Origin of the sequence: Edwardsiella piscicida (genome assembly GCF_001896205.1) — a bacterium.
Lineage (GTDB): Bacteria > Pseudomonadota > Gammaproteobacteria > Enterobacterales > Enterobacteriaceae > Edwardsiella > Edwardsiella piscicida.
Map to the genome: position 1 here is coordinate 874408 of NZ_MPNU01000001.1, position 18210 is coordinate 892617.

At 58.9% G+C, this 18210-nt stretch carries 16 protein-coding genes; 10 read left to right on the top strand and 6 right to left on the bottom strand.

The features are described from left to right. Positions 1-98: 98 nt before the first annotated feature. The 6 genes from BRD58_RS03880 to map all read right to left on the bottom strand — a co-directional run bounded on the left by BRD58_RS03880 (position 99) and on the right by map (position 6730). Positions 99-1160 (bottom strand): YncE family protein, encoded by a 1062-nt coding sequence (locus BRD58_RS03880; RefSeq protein ID WP_073381609.1) that lies wholly within the window; start codon positions 1158-1160, stop codon positions 99-101. Next, entirely contained in the window at positions 1150-1539 is a 390-nt protein-coding gene (locus BRD58_RS03885; RefSeq protein ID WP_012847600.1) for a DUF305 domain-containing protein, read from the bottom strand. Before BRD58_RS03885 ends, BRD58_RS03880 begins: the two co-directional genes overlap by 11 nt. 56 nt (positions 1540-1595) lie before the next feature. Further along, on the bottom strand, positions 1596-1808 hold the full coding sequence (locus BRD58_RS03890; protein ID WP_073381611.1) for a hypothetical protein: 213 nt from the start codon (positions 1806-1808) through the stop codon (positions 1596-1598). A 472-nt stretch (positions 1809-2280) separates the two neighbouring features. Beyond that, on the bottom strand, positions 2281-3105 hold the full coding sequence (dapD, locus tag BRD58_RS03905) for a 2,3,4,5-tetrahydropyridine-2,6-dicarboxylate N-succinyltransferase (RefSeq protein WP_012847603.1): 825 nt from the start codon (positions 3103-3105) through the stop codon (positions 2281-2283). Positions 3106-3179: 74 nt separating this feature from the next. Further along, positions 3180-5834 (bottom strand): bifunctional uridylyltransferase/uridylyl-removing protein GlnD, encoded by a 2655-nt coding sequence (gene glnD, locus BRD58_RS03910; protein ID WP_073381615.1) that lies wholly within the window; start codon positions 5832-5834, stop codon positions 3180-3182. Between the two features lie 89 nt (positions 5835-5923). Next, positions 5924-6730, bottom strand: coding sequence for a type I methionyl aminopeptidase (map, locus tag BRD58_RS03915; RefSeq protein ID WP_012847605.1), 807 nt, complete (start codon positions 6728-6730; stop codon positions 5924-5926). Between the two features lie 337 nt (positions 6731-7067). Here map and rpsB point away from each other — a divergent pair, with 337 nt between their 5' ends. The 10 genes from rpsB to skp all read left to right on the top strand — a co-directional run bounded on the left by rpsB (position 7068) and on the right by skp (position 18209). Beyond that, positions 7068-7793 carry a 30S ribosomal protein S2 gene (gene rpsB / locus BRD58_RS03920; RefSeq protein WP_015461006.1) on the top strand — a complete coding sequence of 242 codons (726 nt, stop codon included), beginning with the start codon at positions 7068-7070 and terminating at the stop codon, positions 7791-7793. A 162-nt stretch (positions 7794-7955) separates the two neighbouring features. Continuing rightward, positions 7956-8813, top strand: coding sequence for a translation elongation factor Ts (tsf, locus tag BRD58_RS03925; RefSeq protein WP_012847607.1), 858 nt, complete (start codon positions 7956-7958; stop codon positions 8811-8813). Positions 8814-8952: 139 nt separating this feature from the next. Beyond that, complete coding sequence (gene pyrH, locus BRD58_RS03930) at positions 8953-9678, top strand: UMP kinase (protein ID WP_012847608.1); 726 nt, start codon at positions 8953-8955, stop codon at positions 9676-9678. 130 nt (positions 9679-9808) lie between these two features. Next, the gene (frr, locus tag BRD58_RS03935; RefSeq protein WP_012847609.1) at positions 9809-10366 is read left to right on the top strand and encodes a ribosome recycling factor; all 558 of its coding nucleotides are present in this window, start codon (positions 9809-9811) and stop codon (positions 10364-10366) included. 235 nt (positions 10367-10601) lie between these two features. Beyond that, positions 10602-11801 carry a 1-deoxy-D-xylulose-5-phosphate reductoisomerase gene (gene ispC / locus BRD58_RS03940; RefSeq protein WP_012847610.1) on the top strand — a complete coding sequence of 400 codons (1200 nt, stop codon included), beginning with the start codon at positions 10602-10604 and terminating at the stop codon, positions 11799-11801. A 275-nt stretch (positions 11802-12076) separates the two neighbouring features. Continuing rightward, positions 12077-12838, top strand: a complete 762-nt coding sequence (gene ispU, locus BRD58_RS03945) for a (2E,6E)-farnesyl-diphosphate-specific ditrans,polycis-undecaprenyl-diphosphate synthase (protein WP_015461007.1) — start codon at positions 12077-12079, stop codon at positions 12836-12838. A gap of 9 nt (positions 12839-12847) precedes the next feature. Beyond that, a complete protein-coding gene (gene cdsA / locus BRD58_RS03950; protein ID WP_012847612.1) occupies positions 12848-13705 on the top strand; it encodes a phosphatidate cytidylyltransferase in 858 nt (285 codons plus the stop codon). Between the two features lie 18 nt (positions 13706-13723). Next, positions 13724-15079 (top strand): sigma E protease regulator RseP, encoded by a 1356-nt coding sequence (gene rseP / locus BRD58_RS03955; protein WP_015461008.1) that lies wholly within the window; start codon positions 13724-13726, stop codon positions 15077-15079. A 34-nt stretch (positions 15080-15113) separates the two neighbouring features. Continuing rightward, positions 15114-17501, top strand: coding sequence for an outer membrane protein assembly factor BamA (gene bamA, locus BRD58_RS03960; RefSeq protein WP_012847614.1), 2388 nt, complete (start codon positions 15114-15116; stop codon positions 17499-17501). Positions 17502-17711: 210 nt separating this feature from the next. Next, positions 17712-18209 (top strand): molecular chaperone Skp, encoded by a 498-nt coding sequence (gene skp, locus BRD58_RS03965; protein WP_015461009.1) that lies wholly within the window; start codon positions 17712-17714, stop codon positions 18207-18209. Position 18210: the final 1 nt, after the last annotated feature.

The window sequence follows — 18210 nt, forward strand, 5'->3', positions numbered from 1 at the left end:
GTGAACCATTTTGCCTGTGATACAAGAGGGATTATTGCGCTCTTTTACGCCGTGGGACGGCGGAAGAGAGGGGTGCCCAGGCGCGGGCACCACCGTATTTAGCGGCGAGGGCCGCGAAAGGCAGGCTCCGTGGCGATATTTTGACGGAGGGTTGCGATATTACCCGTGGCGTTGGCGGCGTACACGAGCGCCTGCGGTAGGGCTCCAACGGCCGTTTTAGCGGTAATGGTATCGCTGACGGGATCGATCACCTGCAGGGTATCGCTGACCTCGTTGACGAAGAAGACCTTGTCTCCTTGGGCGCTGGCCCAGATACCATGCGGCAGGGTTTCTGCCGCGATCTTCTTGAGCAGCTTCGCCTTATTGTTGCTGTAATCGTAAACGTATACGGCGTTCTCTCCCCCAACCGTCACATACGCCTTACCGTTGGCAAAACCGATGTGATTGCTGATTTTCCCCGTGGCAAAGGTTTCGATGATCTCATGTGTTCGGGTGCTGATACGCGTGATTTTACCAATATCTTTATGGTCGACCCACACTTCGCTCCCGTCGGGGATCGTGTTGATGAAGGGGGAGAAGTGGGACGCCAGCGTGAGCGTTTTGACCACCGCTTTGCTGGCTCTGTCCACGATCCAGAAGTGGTTATCGAAGCTGGAGCTGATATAGGCATAGCGATCGTCGTGGCTGAAAGCGACCATCCCCGGTCCCGACGCCAGCTCGATACGCTGCTTCTCTTTGCCGCTGTCGCTGTCGATGACCGAAATGTGGTTTTCACCGCGCACCGTCACCCAGATCTCTTTTTCATCATAGGTATAGCGAGGCTCATGGGGATTGCGACCGACATAGAGAGTATCGATCCGTCGGCCGCGGTCCGTGTCGATACGAACGACCGAATTCGTGACGGTGGAGACGATGGACAGCTCTTTTCTCTGCGGCGCGTAGGATAAACCGTGTACGTTAATTTCACCATTATACAGCGGGCTGTACAGGCGTTTATCGCCGGCGGGGTATCCTAGCCGAATATCGCCAATTTTCTGTGCGGTATCTGCATCGATCACGGATACCGTATTGTCATTTTGGTTGGCGGTGTAGACTACATCGGCAGCCTGGGCGTTGAACGCCGTGCAGGATAATATCCAGAGCAGAGTGCTAGTGCGCATTTTTCTTTTCCTTGATTAATTGATTCATAATGGCGATTTCATTCTCTTGCTCCGTGATAATGGAGAGCGCCATATTCTGCACTTCTTTATCCTGCGAGGTTTCCAGAATAAGCCTGGACATATCAATGGCTCCCTGGTGATGGGGTATCATCATTATCATGAAGTCAATATCTTTATTGCCCGTCAGTGCAACCTCGCTCATTCCCTGGTGCATCTCGACCATGATTTTATCCATCTTGGTAATAAACGCGGGGTCATCCTGATAATGCGCATGCGGGGTGGCGGTATGGGGATGGCCTCCCGACTGCGCCCAGGCGGCCGGCAGATAAAATAATGGCGTAAATAGGCTCGCAAGAAAGAGGTTATATATATGTTTCATACGGATTCACCGGTGCTGTGTCGATCTGCTTGGCGCAGTGGATGCGAGAGTAACGATTATTTCGCTATCTCTTCCATGAGTGGCATGGCGCCATCTTGCTTCTCGTGAGGATGACAGGGGCAATGGTTATCATCCTGGCCTGCCTTCGGCTGCTCTGCCACTGACGGTGCGCCGTCCGTATGGGAATGTCCTTCGTGGGCCGCGGCGTTTTGCAGAAAAAAGCAGAATGGCATCAGTGCCGTTAATAATATTTTTTTATTATGTTTCATGGCTTCACTCCTGTGATTTATAAATTATCTGTGATGTATTAATGCGTGGAACTTAAACAGCGTGAATAAGGGGAATTAACGCTGTGTTATGTAAATGTAACATGGTGTTTTTGGGCGCAGTGATTATCACAGAAAGTTTATATTATGCGGATGCGCTCTATTTCGGCCGGACGCGCGGAGGGACGATATTGACTTTATGCTGGAGGGGCGATGGCGATGGCGATGGCGATGGCGATAGCGTAGCGGCCGGACGTGCGGCGGTGACGTTATTGACCCCGTGCGAGGCGAGCGTTATCACCGGCTCTGCGGTAATGCGGTAATGCGGTAATGCGGTAATGCGGTAATGCGGTAATGCGGTAATGCGGTAATGCGGTAATGCGGTAATGCGGTAATGCGGTAATGCGGTAAAGGCGTCGCGGTACGGTGGCGAGCGGCCGCCCGGCGCTAGGCCGAGCGGCTGGGAGAATGGGGCTTAGTCGATGGTGCGCAGCAGCTCGTTGATGCCGACCTTGCCGAGCGTCTTGGCATCCACTTTCTTGACGATAACCGCGCAGTACAGGCTGTAGTCGCCGCGTTTAGAGGGGAGGTTGCCGGAGACGACCACGGAGCCGGCCGGTACACGACCGTAGTGAACCTCGCCGGTTTCACGGTCATAGATCTTGGTGCTCTGTCCGATAAAGACCCCCATCGAGATAACCGAGCCCTCTTCCACGATAACCCCTTCGACCACTTCAGAGCGGGCACCGATGAAGCAGTTATCTTCGATGATGGTCGGGTTGGCCTGCAGCGGCTCCAGTACGCCGCCGATGCCGACGCCGCCGGAGAGGTGAACGTTTTTACCGATCTGGGCGCAGGAGCCGACGGTGGCCCAGGTATCGACCATGGTGCCTTCGTCAACGTAGGCGCCAATGTTGACGTAGGAGGGCATCAGTACGGTATTGCGGGCGATGAAGGCCCCCTGGCGAACGGAGGCCGGCGGTACGACGCGGAAGCCCTCGCGCTGGAAGCGGGCTTCGTCATAGTCGGCGAACTTCATCGGCACTTTGTCGTAGAAACGGGTTTCTGCGCCTTCCATCAGGCGGTTGTCGTTAATGCGGAAAGAGAGCAGCACCGCCTTCTTCAGCCACTGGTGGGTGACCCACTCGCCGTTAATTTTTTCTGCAACGCGCAGGGCGCCGCTGTCGAGCAGGGCGATGACCTGGCTGACGGCTTCACGGGTGATGCTGTCGGCGTTGGCCGGGGTGATCTCGGCGCGGCGCTCAAAGGCGTTTTCGATAACTGTCTGTAACTGCTGCATCCTGTCTATATTCCCCTCGTAATATCAACCGTTCCGCCGGCGCCGGATCTGGCGCGGCGGGTGCGTAAAAAAATCTACCCTTTATCGGCGCTAAGCAGGGTTTCTGTCAACCGTTGCGCCAGCTCCCGCTGCATTTCAGGCGTTAATGCGCGCCGTTCGCCGTCGGCCAGAATAAACAGATCCTCGACCCGCTCGCCAATGGTGGTAATGCGGGCGCCGTGCAGCGAGAGGCCCATTTCGGCAAAGATCTCGCCGATATGGGCCAGCAGCCCCGGACGATCGAGCGCGACGAGCTCCATGTAGCTGCGCCGGGCGTTATGGGCTGGCAGAAAGCTGACCTCCGTCGGAACGCTGAAGTGGCGTAGACGCGCCGGCGCGCGGCGCGCACGCGGCGGGTGATAGTGCGGCTGCGTCAGCGCATGCTCCAGCGCCTGGCGGATGGTGTCGTGGCGATCTGGCGCCAGCGGACTGCCGTCTGGCTCCAGCACCACGAAGGTGTCCATGGCATAGTTATCGCGATTGGTGAAGATCTGGGCGTCGTGTACGCTGAGATTGCGTCGATCCAGCTCACCGGCGACGGCGGCAAACAGATAAGGCCGATCGGGGCTGTAGATGAAGATTTCGGTACCGCCGCGGGTGGCATGCTGACTGACCAGCACCAGGGGGCCGTCGCCGCGGTGGCGCAGCAGGTGGCGGGCGTGCCACGCCAGTTGGCTGGGCGTATGGCGCAGGAAGTAGTCCGCGCGGCAGCGGCCCCACAGCCGCATCAGCCCCGGTTCGTCGATGTTGTCCATCCGCAGCAGCGCCAGCGCCTGCAGCCGGTGATAGCGTACCCGCTCGCGCATGTCCGGGCTGCTGTGCATACCGCGGCGCAGCTGTTTTTCGCTGGCGAAGAACAGCTCGCGCAGCAGGCTCTGCTTCCAGCTGTTCCACAGGTTTTCGTTGGTCGCGCAGATGTCGGCGACCGCCAGGCAGATCAGATAGCGCAGCCGGGTTTCGCTGTGCACCTCCGCACAGAAGTGGCGAATGACCTCGGGATCCTGAATGTCGCGGCGCTGAGCGGTGACCGACATCAGCAGATGGCAGCGTACCAGCCAGGCCACCAGCTGGGTTTCGCGCGTGTTAAGGCCGTGCAGACGGGCAAACTCCAGCACGTCGTCGGCGCCGAGCAGGGAGTGGTCACCGCCGCGCCCTTTGGCGATATCGTGGAACAGGGCGGCGAGCAGCAGCAGCTCCGGCTGCGGCAGGCGCGGGTAGAGCTCGACGCACAGCGGGTGGCGCCCGTGGTTATCCCGATCGGCAAAGCTCTCCAGCTTGAGCAGAACCCGCATGGTGTGCTCGTCCACGGTGTAGGCGTGGAACAGATCAAACTGCATCTGGCCGACGATCTTCCCCCACTGCGGCATATAGGCCCACAGTACGCTGTGATGGTGCATGGGCAGCAGCGCGCGTCGCACCGCGCCGGGGTGGCGTAGGATCGCCATGAACAGGCTGCGTGCCTCGGGCAGGGCGCACAGCGGCTGCTTCAGATGGCGGCGCGCGTAGCGCAGCTGACGCAGCGTGGTGGAGTAGATGCCCTCGATCTCCGGATTGCGCGCCATGGCGTAGAACAATCGCAGAATAATTACCGGATCGTGGCTGAAGGTGTCCGGATCGCGCAGATCGATCAGGGGGCCGCGCAGCTGGAAGTAGTCGTCGAGAATGCGTGGTTTTTCCCGGGTGTCCAGCGCGAGGATCGCCTCATCGAACAACTGTAGCAGCATCTGGTTCAGCTCACGCACCCGCCGGGTCATGCGGTAAAACTCTTTCATCATCTTTTCGATAGGCGCGTTGCCTTCGCCCTGATAGCCCAGCAGGCGGGCGACGCTGAGCTGGCGATCGAACAGCAGGCGGTTGTCGTAGCGGTTGACCACCAGATGCAGGGCAAAGCGGATGCGCCACAGGAAGCTGCGGCATTCGTTCAGCTCGTCGCGCTCGGCGCTCGTCAGGTAGCCGAAGCCGACCATCTCATCGAGGGAGGTGGCACCAAAGTGGCGATGGGCTACCCACAGCAGGGTGTGAATATCGCGCAGGCCACCGGGGCTGGCCTTGATGTCCGGCTCCAGATTATAGCTGGTGCCGTGATAGCGCTGGTGGCGCTCGCGCTGTTCGTTCACCTTGGCGTGGTAAAAGCGCGGCGAGGGCCAGAAGTCGTCGCTGAATAGCTGTTTTTGTAACTGGAGAAACAGGGCGACGTCGCCGCTCAGCAGGCGGGATTCGATCAGGTTGGTGGCGACGGTCAGATCGGCCAGCCCCTCGCTCAGGCACTGCGCCAGGGTACGAACGCTGTGGCCGACCTCCAGACGCAGGTCCCATAGCAGGGTTATGAGCGTGCCAAGCTGCGCCTCCTGCGCTGGCGCCAGCGGTTCGGCGCTGAGCAGCAGCAGGTCGATGTCCGATAGCGGGTGCAGCTCCGCGCGGCCATAGCCGCCGACGGCGATCAGCGCCAGGCCGGGCTGGGTGTCGAAGCCGTAGCTGCGCCACAGGCGCACCAGCAGACGGTCGATATAGTGGGTACGGGCGGCAACCAGCGACTCGGCGCTTTCGCCGCGGCGAAAGGCGTGATCCAGCCAGCGACGCAGCTGCTCCATGTGGGGCTTTAGCCCGGCGCAGGTCAGCGCGTCGGCGGGGAGGGTGTCCGGCGATACGGGCGGCAGGGCGTCCGGTTCGCCGTGCGATAACTCGGCCATAGGCAGTCCATTGATAAAAAAGCCGGCATAAGCCGGCCTAGGTTATCTGCGTGCTGCAGTGAGACGCCCCCGCAGGGGCGGGCGCGCACTCACTGGGCGCTCATGTCGTGGGCGATCACCCGCGGTAAATCATGCTCTTCTTCGCGCAGCGTCAGGATCTCGCAGCCATTGTCTGTGACAACGATAGTATGCTCGTACTGCGCGGACAAGCTGCGATCCTTGGTTTTTACCGTCCAGCCGTCCTTCATCAGGCGGATGCGGTAGTCACCGGCGTTGACCATCGGTTCAATGGTGAACGTCATGCCCGCCTGCAGCACCACGCCGCCGTCGTCGGCATCGTAGTGCAGTACCTGCGGCTCTTCGTGGAAGACCTCGCCAATGCCGTGGCCGCAGTACTCGCGCACCACGGAGAAGCCGTTCTCTTCAACGAACTTCTGAATGGCCTTGCCGATGCTGCGCAGGCGGATGCCCGGTTTGACCATCTTCAGCGCCAGATACAGGCTCTCCTGGGTGATGCGGCACAGGCGCTCGCCGAGGATTGTCGGCTTGCCGACGATAAACATTTTGGAGGTATCGCCGTGCCAGCCGTCTTTGATCACGGTGACGTCGATATTGACGATATCGCCGTCTTTAAGCGCCTTATCGTCGCTTGGAATACCGTGGCAGACCACCTCATTGACCGAAATGCAGACGGACTTCGGGTAGCCGTGATAGCCCAGGCAGGCGGAGATGGCGTGCTGTTGCTGTGTGATGTACGCATCGCACAGGCGATCCAGCTCGCCGGTGGTGACGCCGGGCACCACGTGCGGGGCGATCATTTCCAGCACCTCGGCGGCCAGGCGGCCAGCGATGCGCATTTTTTCGATGTCTTGTGGTGTTTTCAGTGCAATAGCCATAGGTATTCTGTCCACGGACGTCGCCGCAGCGACAATGAGAAGCAATGTCTTCTATGGTAACAGTCCCGCTACGCCCTGCCAAATGGCAGCAGGGGGGCTGGCTCAAAATGCAACAAAAGGTGGAGTCTATCGCGTGTTTATGGTATAAAGCGCGCCGCAGTTCCCGTATGTCTGCAAGGCGTACGCGGAGGCTGTAAATCTCACTTTGTGTTATTTGCATAAACAACACACACGTATCGGCACATGTGCCGGGGTGCCGTCGGACGCGAATTGCGTGCGGTGGTCGGCGTCATGGGATACGTGGAGGCATAACCCCAATTTTTATAGAGGTCTAATCATGGCAACTGTTTCCATGCGCGATATGCTCAAGGCTGGTGTTCACTTCGGTCACCAGACCCGTTACTGGAACCCGAAAATGAAGCCGTTCATCTTCGGTGCTCGTAACAAGGTTCACATCATCAACCTTGAAAAAACCGTACCGATGTTCAACGACGCTCTGGCTGAGCTGAGCAAGATCGCGTCCCGTAAGGGCAAGATCCTGTTCGTTGGTACCAAGCGCGCAGCAAGCGAAGCGGTAAAAGACGCTGCCCTGAACTGCGATCAGTTCTATGTGAACCATCGCTGGCTGGGCGGTATGCTGACCAACTGGAAAACCGTTCGTCAGTCCATCAAGCGTCTGAAAGATCTGGAAACTCAGTCTCAGGATGGCACCTTCGACAAACTGACCAAGAAAGAAGCTCTGATGCGCACCCGCGAGCTGGGCAAGCTGGAAAACAGCCTGGGTGGTATCAAAGATATGGGCGGTCTGCCGGACGCGCTGTTCGTTATCGATGCCGATCACGAACACATCGCCATCAAAGAAGCCAACAACCTGGGTATCCCGGTATTCTCTATCGTTGATACCAACTCCGATCCGGACGGCGTTGACTTCGTTATCCCGGGTAACGATGACGCTATCCGCGCTGTGACCCTGTACCTGAGCGCCGTGGCTGAAGCCGTGCGTGAAGGCCGTTCTCAGGATCTGGTTGCCCAGGCTGAAGAAACCATGGCTGAAGCCGAGTAATAAGGACAGCTCGCAGGAGCCCTTATTAACCGGTATTCATATGTTGGTTAGGGGGCCTATCATGGCCCCCTTTCTTTGTGGTCTATCCCGCAAAGATGTCATCTCTAGAACAATCGTCTTGCGCAGAGGCTCCCTCTGGGCGAGATAACCGAGGAAAATACAATGGCTGAAATTACCGCTTCCCTGGTAAAAGAACTGCGTGAGCGTACCGGCGCAGGCATGATGGAATGTAAAAAGGCACTGGTTGAAGCTAACGGCGACATCGAGCTGGCCATCGACAACATGCGTAAATCCGGCCAGGCCAAAGCGGCCAAGAAAGCCGGCCGTGTTGCCGCTGAAGGCGTGATCCTGACCAAGGTTGCCGCTGACGGTAAATATGGCGTCATCGTTGAGATGAACTGCGAAACCGACTTCGTTGCCAAAGACGCTGGCTTCAAAGCGTTCGCTGATGAAGTTGCCGCCGCTGCCCTGGCTGACAAAATCATCGATATCGACACCCTGAAAGCGAAGTTCGAAGAACAGCGTACTCAGCTGGTTGCCAAAATCGGTGAAAACATCAACATCCGTCGCGTGTCTGAACTGACCGGCGACCTGCTGGGCACCTACAGCCACGGCGCGCGCATCGGCGTTATGGTTGCTGCTACCGGCGCTGACGAAGAGCTGATCAAGCACATCGCCATGCACATCGCCGCCAGCAAGCCGGAATACGTTAAGCCGGAAGACGTACCGGCAGACGTGGTTGCTCACGAGCACCAGATCCAGCTGGACATCGCCATGCAGTCTGGCAAGCCGCGCGAAATCGCTGAGAAGATGGTTGAAGGCCGTATGCGTAAGTTCACCGGTGAAGTCTCTCTGACCGGTCAGAGCTTCGTTATGGATCCGAGCAAGACCGTTGGCCAGCTGCTGAAAGAGCACAACGCTAACGTGACCGGCTTTATCCGCTTCGAAGTAGGCGAAGGCATCGAGAAAGTAGAAACTGACTTCGCAGCAGAAGTTGCCGCGATGTCTAAAGGGGCCTAATCCCCTTTGACTACAGAGCCGCCGCGAGGCGGTTCTGTTTTATCCGGCCAGACTTACTTCAATGAGCGGTCAGGGGCGCAGACCGTACATTGAAATACCTCCGACTAATTAATTGACTGTTTCTTAGGACTCAAACACCATGGCTACCAATTCCAAACCCGTTTACCAGCGTATCCTGCTTAAGCTGAGCGGCGAAGCTCTGCAAGGCTCAGAAGGTTTTGGCATCGATGCGAGCGTGCTGGACCGCATGGCGCAGGAGGTCAAAGAGCTGGTTGAATTAGGCGTGCAGGTGGGCGTGGTGATTGGCGGCGGCAACCTGTTCCGCGGCGCCGGTCTGGCGCAGGCGGGGATGAACCGCGTGGTCGGCGACCACATGGGGATGCTGGCGACGGTGATGAACGGCCTGGCGATGCGCGATGCGCTGCACCGCGCCTATGTCAACGCTCGCCTGATGTCGGCCATTCCGCTGAACGGCGTATGCGACAACTACAGCTGGGCGGAGGCGATCAGCCTGCTGCGCAACAACCGCGTCGTGATTTTCTCCGCCGGCACCGGCAATCCGTTCTTTACCACCGACTCCGCCGCCTGTCTGCGCGGGATCGAGATCGAAGCCGACGTCGTGCTGAAGGCGACGAAGGTGGACGGCGTTTACTCTGCCGATCCGATGAAAAATCCGGACGCCACGCTGTACGAACAGCTGAATTATCAGGATGTTTTGGAGAAAGAGCTGAAGGTGATGGATCTGGCCGCCTTCACTCTGGCGCGCGATCATAACCTACCGATCCGCGTGTTTAACATGAACAAGCCGGGTGCGCTGCGTCGCGTAGTGATGGGCGAACAAGAAGGTACGCTGATCACCAAATAATGCGCTGCGTGCGTGCGGGACAGTCGGCACGTCCGGCTGTCGTATTGCGCAGGCCGCATTGAAAAACGCTTGGCCTTTGGTGCACAATTCACTCTACTAACCACAACCACCGTTTTCAAGGGTTCGCAACGTGATCAACGAAATCAGAAAAGATGCCGAAACGCGCATGGACAAATGCGTCGAGTCATTCAAGGGCAATATCAGCAAAATCCGCACCGGCCGTGCGCATCCTAACCTGCTTGATGGCATTCAGGTTGAGTACTACGGCACCGCTACCCCGCTGCGTCAGCTGGCCAACATCGTTGCGGAAGACTCCCGTACGCTGGCCTTGACCGTATTCGATCGCAGCATGTCTGGGGCGATCGAAAAAGCTATCCTGACCTCCGATCTGGGCCTGAATCCCGCCTCTGCCGGCACCGTGATCCGCGTTCCGCTGCCGCCGTTGACGGAAGAGCGCCGTAAGGATCTGATCAAGCTGGTACGCTCTGAAGCCGAATCTGGCCGCGTTTCCGTGCGTAACGTACGCCGCGACGCCAACGATAAGGTGAAGGCGCTGCTGAAAGACAAAGAGATCAGCGAAGACGAAGATCGCAAGTCTCAGGACGAGATCCAGAAGATCACCGATCTGATGATCAAAAAGATCGATGCGGCGCTGGCTGATAAAGAAAAAGAGCTGATGGATTTCTAATCCAGCTCCGGCAGCGGCATCCCCCCTGGGGCGGCGCGGTACGCGTCGGCCGCTGCACAGCGCCTCTGCGGCGGGCCCTCTCCTCGCCCGTCGTTTCGGTAATAAGCGTCGCTTCGGCGGCGCTTTTGTTTGTGTGCCGCCGGCCTGCCTTGGCCGACGGCGCAAAATTCGCTGGGGAGGTGCGCTGGCTTAGCGTATCCTGTAATGATTTGACCCAGTAATTCAGAGTATCCTCATGAAGACGCTGACCATTTTAGGTTCAACCGGCTCCATCGGCACCAGTACGCTGGCGGTGGTGCGGGCCAATCCCGGCGCGTTCCGCGTGGTAGCACTGGTGGCAGGCAAGAACGTTGATGTCATGCTGCAGCAGTGCCGTGAATTTTCCCCCCGCTATGTCTGTATGGCCGATGAAGGTGCCGCCGCCGCGCTGCGCCAGCGCCTGTTCGAGTGCGGCCTTGGCGCGATTGCCGTGATGAGCGGCGAGCACGCCGCCTGCGAGCTCGCCGCCCTGGATGAGGTCGATCAGGTGATGGCGGCGATCGTCGGCGCCGCGGGCCTGCTGCCGACGCTGGCGGCGATTCGGGCCAACAAGCGGGTGCTGCTGGCCAACAAAGAGGCCCTGGTGACCTGTGGACGTCTGTTTATGGAGGCGCTCTCCCACAGCCAGGCGCAGCTGCTGCCTATCGACAGTGAACACAACGCCATTTTCCAGAGCCTGCCGACGGCGGTACAGCAGCAGCTGGGCTTTGCCAGCCTGCGTGAGCACGGGGTGACCCGTATCGTACTGACCGGCTCCGGCGGGCCGCTGCGTCAGCTGCCGTTGGCGGATTTTGATGCTGTCACGCCGGCGCAGGCCTGCGCGCATCCCAACTGGTCTATGGGGCGTAAGATCTCCGTCGACTCTGCCACCATGATGAATAAAGGGCTGGAGTATATTGAGGCGCGCTGGCTGTTCAATGCCTCGGCGGAGGAGATGGAGGTGATCGTTCACCCGCAGTCGGTGATCCACTCCATGGTGCGCTACCGGGACGGCAGCGTGATTGCCCAGCTGGGTAATCCGGACATGTGTACGCCGATCGCCCACGCCATGGCCTATCCCGACCGCGCGCCGAGCGGCGTTGCGCCGCTGGATTTCTGCCGAATGGGCTCGCTGAGCTTTGAGGCGCCGGATATGGCGCGCTACCCCTGTCTGCAGCTGGCTATCGAGGCGTTTGCCGAGGGGCAGGCGGCGACGACGGCGCTGAATGCGGCGAATGAAATTGCGGTTGCCGCCTTTCTCGATGGGCGTCTACGCTTTACTGACATCGCCCGGCTGAACCGCGGCGTGGTGGAGCAGCTGCGCTGCGCTGAGCCGGACTGCGTTGAGGCGGTGCTGGCGATTGATTGCGCCGCTCGCCAGGCGGCCCAGACGCTGAGCGCGCGTTTTTCCCGCTAAATTCGTCCGGCCGGGTGCGCTGATTTGTGGCGCTAACGGCATGATGATATAGTCTGCGCCAGTTTTTTGCGCGCGCGCCGCGAAAAGAACGGCGTAAGGGCGGGGGAATGCTCCCCTGCGTCGGGTGTGCGCGGCGGTCTGAGTTGAGATGATTGGGGGGCCGTGCTGATTCACGGCCTTATTTACGCAGGAGTGACCGTCGCCGCAGGACTGCGCGCGGCGGGATGGACAGGTTGAGGCCGCCCTGCTGGCTTGTTGAGGAAAAATTTACACGTATGTCATCCACACAACCAACTGTGATGAGCAACGCTGCCTCTGTTCCCCGGCATGTTGCGATTATCATGGACGGCAACGGCCGCTGGGCCAAACGTCAGGGTAAAATGCGTGTATTCGGACATAAGGCCGGCGTTAAGTCGGTGCGCTGTGCGGTGCGTTTCGCGGTCACCCGGGGGATTAGGGCGCTGACGCTGTATGCCTTTAGCAGCGAAAACTGGAATCGGCCGCAGCAGGAAGTGTCGGCGCTGATGGAGTTATTTGTCCGTGCACTGGATAGTGAAGTCAAACGACTGCATAAGCATCAGGTGCGGCTGAAGGTGATCGGTGATATCAGCCGCTTTAGTCCGCGCTTGCAGGAGCGTATTCGTCGCTCAGAGCAGATGACCGCCGAGAATACCGGCCTGACGCTGAACATCGCCGCCAACTACGGTGGGCGTTGGGATATCGTTCAGGGGGTGAAAACGCTGGCAGAGCAGGTGCGTCAGGGGACGCTGCTGCCGGAAGCGATCACGGAGTCGATGCTGGGTGAGCAGATCTGCCTGCATGACCAGGATGCCGTGGATTTAGTTATCCGTACCGGAGGCGAGCATAGGGTCAGTAACTTTCTGCTGTGGCAAATTGCCTATTCAGAATTTTATTTTACTGACGTGCTGTGGCCTGATTTTGATGAAACAACCTTTGAAGGTGCACTGAATGCATTTGCACAACGCGAGCGTCGCTTCGGGGGAACGACACCTATCAACGCAACCGATGCGTCATAGGGGGAACTTTTGCTGAAGTCGCGCATTATTACTGCATTAATTTTGGTCCCGGTGGTGATTGCCGCCCTGTTCTTGCTGCCGCCGCTGGGATTCTCGCTGGTGACGCTTGCCGTCTGTATGCTGGCCGCCTGGGAGTGGGGGCAGTTGGCCGGTTTCGCCAGTCGCAATCAGCGTATCTGGGGCGCCGTGATCTGTGGCCTGGTGCTGGCCGCCATGCTGCTGGGGATGCCCGAGTTCACCCGCAGCGTTCATCTACCGCTGATCGCCGGTTCGCTGTGGACCGCCGCCGGCTGGTGGATTGTGGCGCTGGCGCTGGTGTTCTTTTACCCGCGCTCAGCTGGCTGGTGGCGTCACTCGCGCGCGCTGAAGGTGCTGTTTGGCATCGTCACCATTCTGCCCTTCTTCTGGGGGATGGTGGCGCTGCGTCAGTATGGCTATGAGGCCAATCATTATCGCGGTGCCTGGTGGCTGCTGTATGTCATGTTCCTGGTATGGGGGGCCGACTCGGGCGCCTATATCTTTGGCAAGCTGTTCGGTAAGAACAAGCTGGCGCCGAAGGTGTCACCGGGGAAAACCTGGGAGGGGCTTATCGGCGGACTGATGACCTCTGCGCTGATCTCGTGGCTGTTTGGGCGCTATGCGCCGCTGGATGTCGATGTTCGCGTGCTGTTAGTCTGCTCGGTTATCGCCGCGCTGGCCTCTGTGCTGGGCGATCTGACGGAGAGCATGTTCAAGCGCGAGGCGGGCATTAAGGACAGTAGTCACCTGATCCCCGGCCACGGCGGCGTACTGGATCGCATCGATAGCCTGACGGCGGCGGTGCCGGTATTTGCCTGCCTGATGCTGTTGGTTTTTGGCCAGGCCTAAACGGGTAAGGGAGGAACGATGGGTGGCATCCTGTGGAGTGTACTGGCGTTCTTGGTCGCGCTGGGCGTACTGATCACGGTACATGAGTTTGGCCACTTCTGGGTCGCGCGCCGCTGCGGCGTGCGGGTCGAGCGTTTCTCCATCGGCTTTGGCAAGGCGCTGTGGCGTCGGGTCGATCGCCAGGGGACCGAATACGTGGTCGCGGCGATCCCGCTGGGCGGCTACGTCAAAATGCTGGATGAGCGGGTCGAGAGCGTGGCGCCGGAGTGGCGCCACCAGGCGTTCAATAACAAGAGTGTGCTGCAGCGTGCCGCGATTGTCAGCGCCGGCCCCATCGCCAACTTCGTATTCGCCATCATCGCTTACTGGCTGGTCTTCGTCATCGGGGTGCCCAGCGTGCGTCCGGTGATCGCCGACGTGACCCCGGATTCTATCGCCGCCGCCGCCCATATTACGCCGGGAATGGAACTGAAGTCCGTTGACGGTGTCGATACTCCGGACTGGGAGTCCGTTCGACTGGCGCTGGTTGGTCAGATCGGCGACAACAGCACCACGCTCGGCGTGGGGCCGTTTGGCAGTCAGCTGGTGAGTGAAAAGACCCTGGACCTGCGGCGCTGGCAGTTTGATCCCGAGCGTCAGGACCCGGTCGTATCGCTGGGGATTATCCCGCGCGGCCCGACCATTGAGCCGGTGCTGGCGGAGATACAAAAGGGATCGGCGGCGCAGAAAGCAGGTTTACAAGTAGGGGACAGGATAGTTAAAGTCAATGGCGTCCCGATACGCGGCTGGCGTGATTTCGCGCTGCAGATCCGCGATAATCCCGACCACGCGCTGGCGCTGGATGTCGAGCGGGCGGGACAGTCGGTGTCGCTGACGCTGACGCCGGAGAGTCGGCGGGTAGCGCGCGGACAGACCGAAGGCTTTGCCGGCGTGGTTCCGCAGGTGATCCCGCTGCCGGAGGAGTATCAAACCATTCGCCAGTATGGGCCGTTCGTGGCACTGTATCAGGCGACGGACAAGACCTGGCAGCTGATGAAGCTGACGGTCTCCATGCTGGGTAAACTGATTACCGGTGATGTAAAGTTGAACAATCTGGGCGGCCCTATCTCCATAGCACAGGGAGCGGGGGCGTCAGCTGAGTATGGCTTGGTGTATTACCTGATGTTTTTGGCGCTGATCAGCGTCAATCTGGGGATCATCAACCTGTTTCCTTTACCGGTTCTTGATGGGGGACATCTGCTGTTTCTTGCGCTGGAAAAGCTCAAGGGCGGGCCGGTGTCCGAACGGGTTCAGGCTTTCGGCTATCGCATTGGCGTGATTTTGCTGATGCTGTTTATGGGGCTTGCACTTTTCAATGATTTCTCGCGGCTGTAATGGGCGGGATTGTTAGGAAGAACGCATAACAACGATGGCGATGAAAAAGTTGCTCTTAGCGTCGCTGCTGTTTGGCAGCGCAACCGTATACGGTGCAGATGGTTTCGTAGTGAAAAATATTCATTTCGAAGGACTGCAGCGGGTCGCCGTCGGTGCGGCGTTACTTAACATGCCGGTACGCGTAGGCGATACCGTCTCTGATGAGGATCTGAGTAATACCATCCGCGCGCTGTACGCCACCGGTAACTTTGAGGATGTGCGGGTACTGCGTGATGGTAACAATCTGATTGTGCAGGTTAAGGAACGCCCGACGATCGCCAGCATTACCTTCTCTGGCAACAAGTCAGTGAAGGACGAGATGCTGAAGCAGAACCTGGAGGCCTCCGGGGTTCGCGTCGGCGAGGCGCTCGATCGCACCACGTTATCCAGCATTGAAAAAGGGCTGGAGGATTTCTACTACAGCGTCGGTAAATACAACGCCACCGTGAAGGCCGTTGTTACACCGCTGCCGCGCAATCGCGTCGATCTGAAGCTGGTGTTTACCGAGGGTAAATCGGCGCAGATCCAGCAGATTAATATCGTCGGCAACCATGCGTTCAGCAGCGCCGAGCTGCTGGGGCACTTCCAGCTGCGCGACGATGTACCGTGGTGGAACCTGATGGCCGATCGCAAATACCAGAAGCAGAAGCTGGCCGGCGACCTTGAGGCGCTGCGCAGCTACTATCTGGATCGCGGCTACGCGCGTTTCGCCATTAATTCGACGCAGGTGAGCCTGACGCCGGATAAGAAAGGGATCTACATCACCATCAACATCACCGAAGGCGAGCAGTATAAGCTGGAGGGGGTGGACGTCACCGGCAATATGGCCGGCTACAGCGCCGAGATCACCCGCTTGACCAAGGTAGAGCCGGGTGAGCTGTATAACGGCGCCAAGGTCACCAAGATGGAAGATGAGATCAAGCAGCTGCTGGGGCGCTATGGCTATGCCTACCCGCGCGTGCAGACGCAGCCGGAGATCAATGACAAGGACAAGACCGTTGTCCTGCACATGAATATCGATGCCGGTAACCGCTACTATGTGCGTCAGATCCGCTTTGTCGGCAACGACACCAGCAAAGACGCCGTACTGCGCCGTGAGATGCGCCAGATGGAAGGCTCTTGGCTGGGCAGCGATCAGGTCGAGCAGGGGAAAGAGCGTCTGAACCGTACCGGTTACTTTGAGAACGTCGACGTGGAGACCCAGCGCGTACCCGGTACGCCGGATCAGGTTGATGTTATCTATAAGGTGAAAGAGCGTAATACCGGCAGCTTTAACTTCGGTATCGGCTACGGCACCGAAAGCGGCGTCAGCTTCCAGGTCGGGGTGCAGCAGGATAACTGGCTGGGCACCGGCAACGTGGTGGCGATCAACGGCACCAAGAACGACTACCAGACCTACGCCGAGCTGTCGCTGACCGATCCGTACTTTACGGTGAACGGCGTCAGCCTGGGCGGCCGATTGTTCTATAACGACTTTAAGGCCAACGACGCCGATCTGTCTGACTATACCAACAGCAGCTATGGCTTTGACGGCACCCTGGGCTTCCCGATCAACGAGAACAACTCGCTGCGTACCGGCCTGGGCTATGTACACAACGACCTGTCCGACATGCAGCCGCAGGTGGCGATGTGGCGCTATCTGCGCTCCGTGGGTCAGAATCCGAGCGATAGCCAGCGCGCCAGCTACAAGGCCGATGACTATACCTGGACCGCCGGCTGGGCCTACAACAACCTGGACCGCGGCTTCTTCCCGACGGCCGGTAGCAAGGCCTCGCTGAACGGTAAGATCACGCTGCCGGGCTCCGACAACGAATACTACAAGCTGACCTTCGACAGCCAGAGCTATTTCCCGATCAACCAGGATCGTACCTGGGTGGTGCTGGGACGTACCCGCCTGGGCTACGGTAACGGCTTCGGCGGCAAAGAGATGCCGTTCTATGAGAACTTCTACGCCGGTGGCTCTGGTACCGTACGCGGCTTCCAGTCCAATAACATCGGTCCGAAGGCGGTGTACCTGAACGGCGATGGCAGCGTGGATCAGAGCAAGACCGGCGACAACGACGCGGTGGGCGGTAACGCCATGGCGGTCGCCAGCCTGGAGCTGATCACCCCGACGCCGTTCGTCAGCGAGCAGTATGCCAACTCTCTGCGCACCTCCGTCTTTATGGATGCCGGTACCGTATGGGATACCAACTGGGATCAGGCCGCCTACCCGACGCTGCCGGACTACAGCAAGGCGACCAACGTGCGTCTGTCGGCCGGTATCGCGCTGCAGTGGATGTCGCCGCTGGGGCCGCTGGTGTTCTCCTATGCCCAGCCGGTCAAGAAGTATGAGGGCGATAAGGCGGAGCAGTTCCAGTTTAATATCGGTAAAACCTGGTAACCGGAAACGCGATTATCCGCAGGAGGCGCTGTGGTTCGGCGGCGACGCTGGCGCAGGCCTCCGGGTATAAAGGCGCGGGATGTCCCCGCACCCTTTTTGCATATGCTCCGCTCAGCGCGTTCTTTTCTCTGGACGTGGTGAGACACGATGGGTCGGCGCCTGTGCAGTGACGTGTCATTGACACAACTAGGTGATGGTAAGGAGTTCAAAGTGAAAAAGTGGTTATATGCGGCGGGTCTGGGCGTAGCGATGGCTGTTTCCGCCAATGTGCAGGCTGCTGAAAAAATTGCCGTAGTGAACGTTGCCAGCGTTTTCCAACAGCTTCCGCAGCGTGATGCGGTGGCGAAGCAGCTGGAGAGCGAGTTCAAGGGCCGTGCCACCGAGCTTCAGGGCATGGAGCGCGATCTGCAGGGTAAAATGCAGCGTCTGCAGCGCGATGCCTCCACCATGAAGGCCAGTGAGCGCACCAAGATGGAAAAAGAGATCGCCGCACAGCGTGAAACTTTTGCCCGTAAGGCGCAGGCTTTTGAACAGGATAACCGTCGTCGTCAGATGGAAGAGCGCAATAAGCTGCTGAGCCGTATTCAGGATGCCGTGCGCAGCGTAGCGAAAGACAAGGGCTACGATATGGTTATCGATGCCAACGCGGTGGCCTATTCTCAGTCTTCTGACGACATCACTGCTCAAGTATTGAAACAGGTTAAATAAG

Coding starts and splice junctions, on each gene's coding strand:
- BRD58_RS03890 (WP_073381611.1), bottom strand. CDS start 1,808: ATGAAACATAATAAAAAAATATTATTAACGGCACTGATGCCATTCTGC.
- glnD (WP_073381615.1), bottom strand. CDS start 5,834: ATGGCCGAGTTATCGCACGGCGAACCGGACGCCCTGCCGCCCGTATCG.
- rpsB (WP_015461006.1), top strand. CDS start 7,068: ATGGCAACTGTTTCCATGCGCGATATGCTCAAGGCTGGTGTTCACTTC.
- ispU (WP_015461007.1), top strand. CDS start 12,077: ATGTCATCCACACAACCAACTGTGATGAGCAACGCTGCCTCTGTTCCC.
- ispC (WP_012847610.1), top strand. CDS start 10,602: ATGAAGACGCTGACCATTTTAGGTTCAACCGGCTCCATCGGCACCAGT.
- BRD58_RS03885 (WP_012847600.1), bottom strand. CDS start 1,539: ATGAAACATATATATAACCTCTTTCTTGCGAGCCTATTTACGCCATTA.
- tsf (WP_012847607.1), top strand. CDS start 7,956: ATGGCTGAAATTACCGCTTCCCTGGTAAAAGAACTGCGTGAGCGTACC.
- pyrH (WP_012847608.1), top strand. CDS start 8,953: ATGGCTACCAATTCCAAACCCGTTTACCAGCGTATCCTGCTTAAGCTG.
- BRD58_RS03880 (WP_073381609.1), bottom strand. CDS start 1,160: ATGCGCACTAGCACTCTGCTCTGGATATTATCCTGCACGGCGTTCAAC.
- map (WP_012847605.1), bottom strand. CDS start 6,730: ATGGCTATTGCACTGAAAACACCACAAGACATCGAAAAAATGCGCATC.
- bamA (WP_012847614.1), top strand. CDS start 15,114: ATGGCGATGAAAAAGTTGCTCTTAGCGTCGCTGCTGTTTGGCAGCGCA.
- rseP (WP_015461008.1), top strand. CDS start 13,724: ATGGGTGGCATCCTGTGGAGTGTACTGGCGTTCTTGGTCGCGCTGGGC.
- dapD (WP_012847603.1), bottom strand. CDS start 3,105: ATGCAGCAGTTACAGACAGTTATCGAAAACGCCTTTGAGCGCCGCGCC.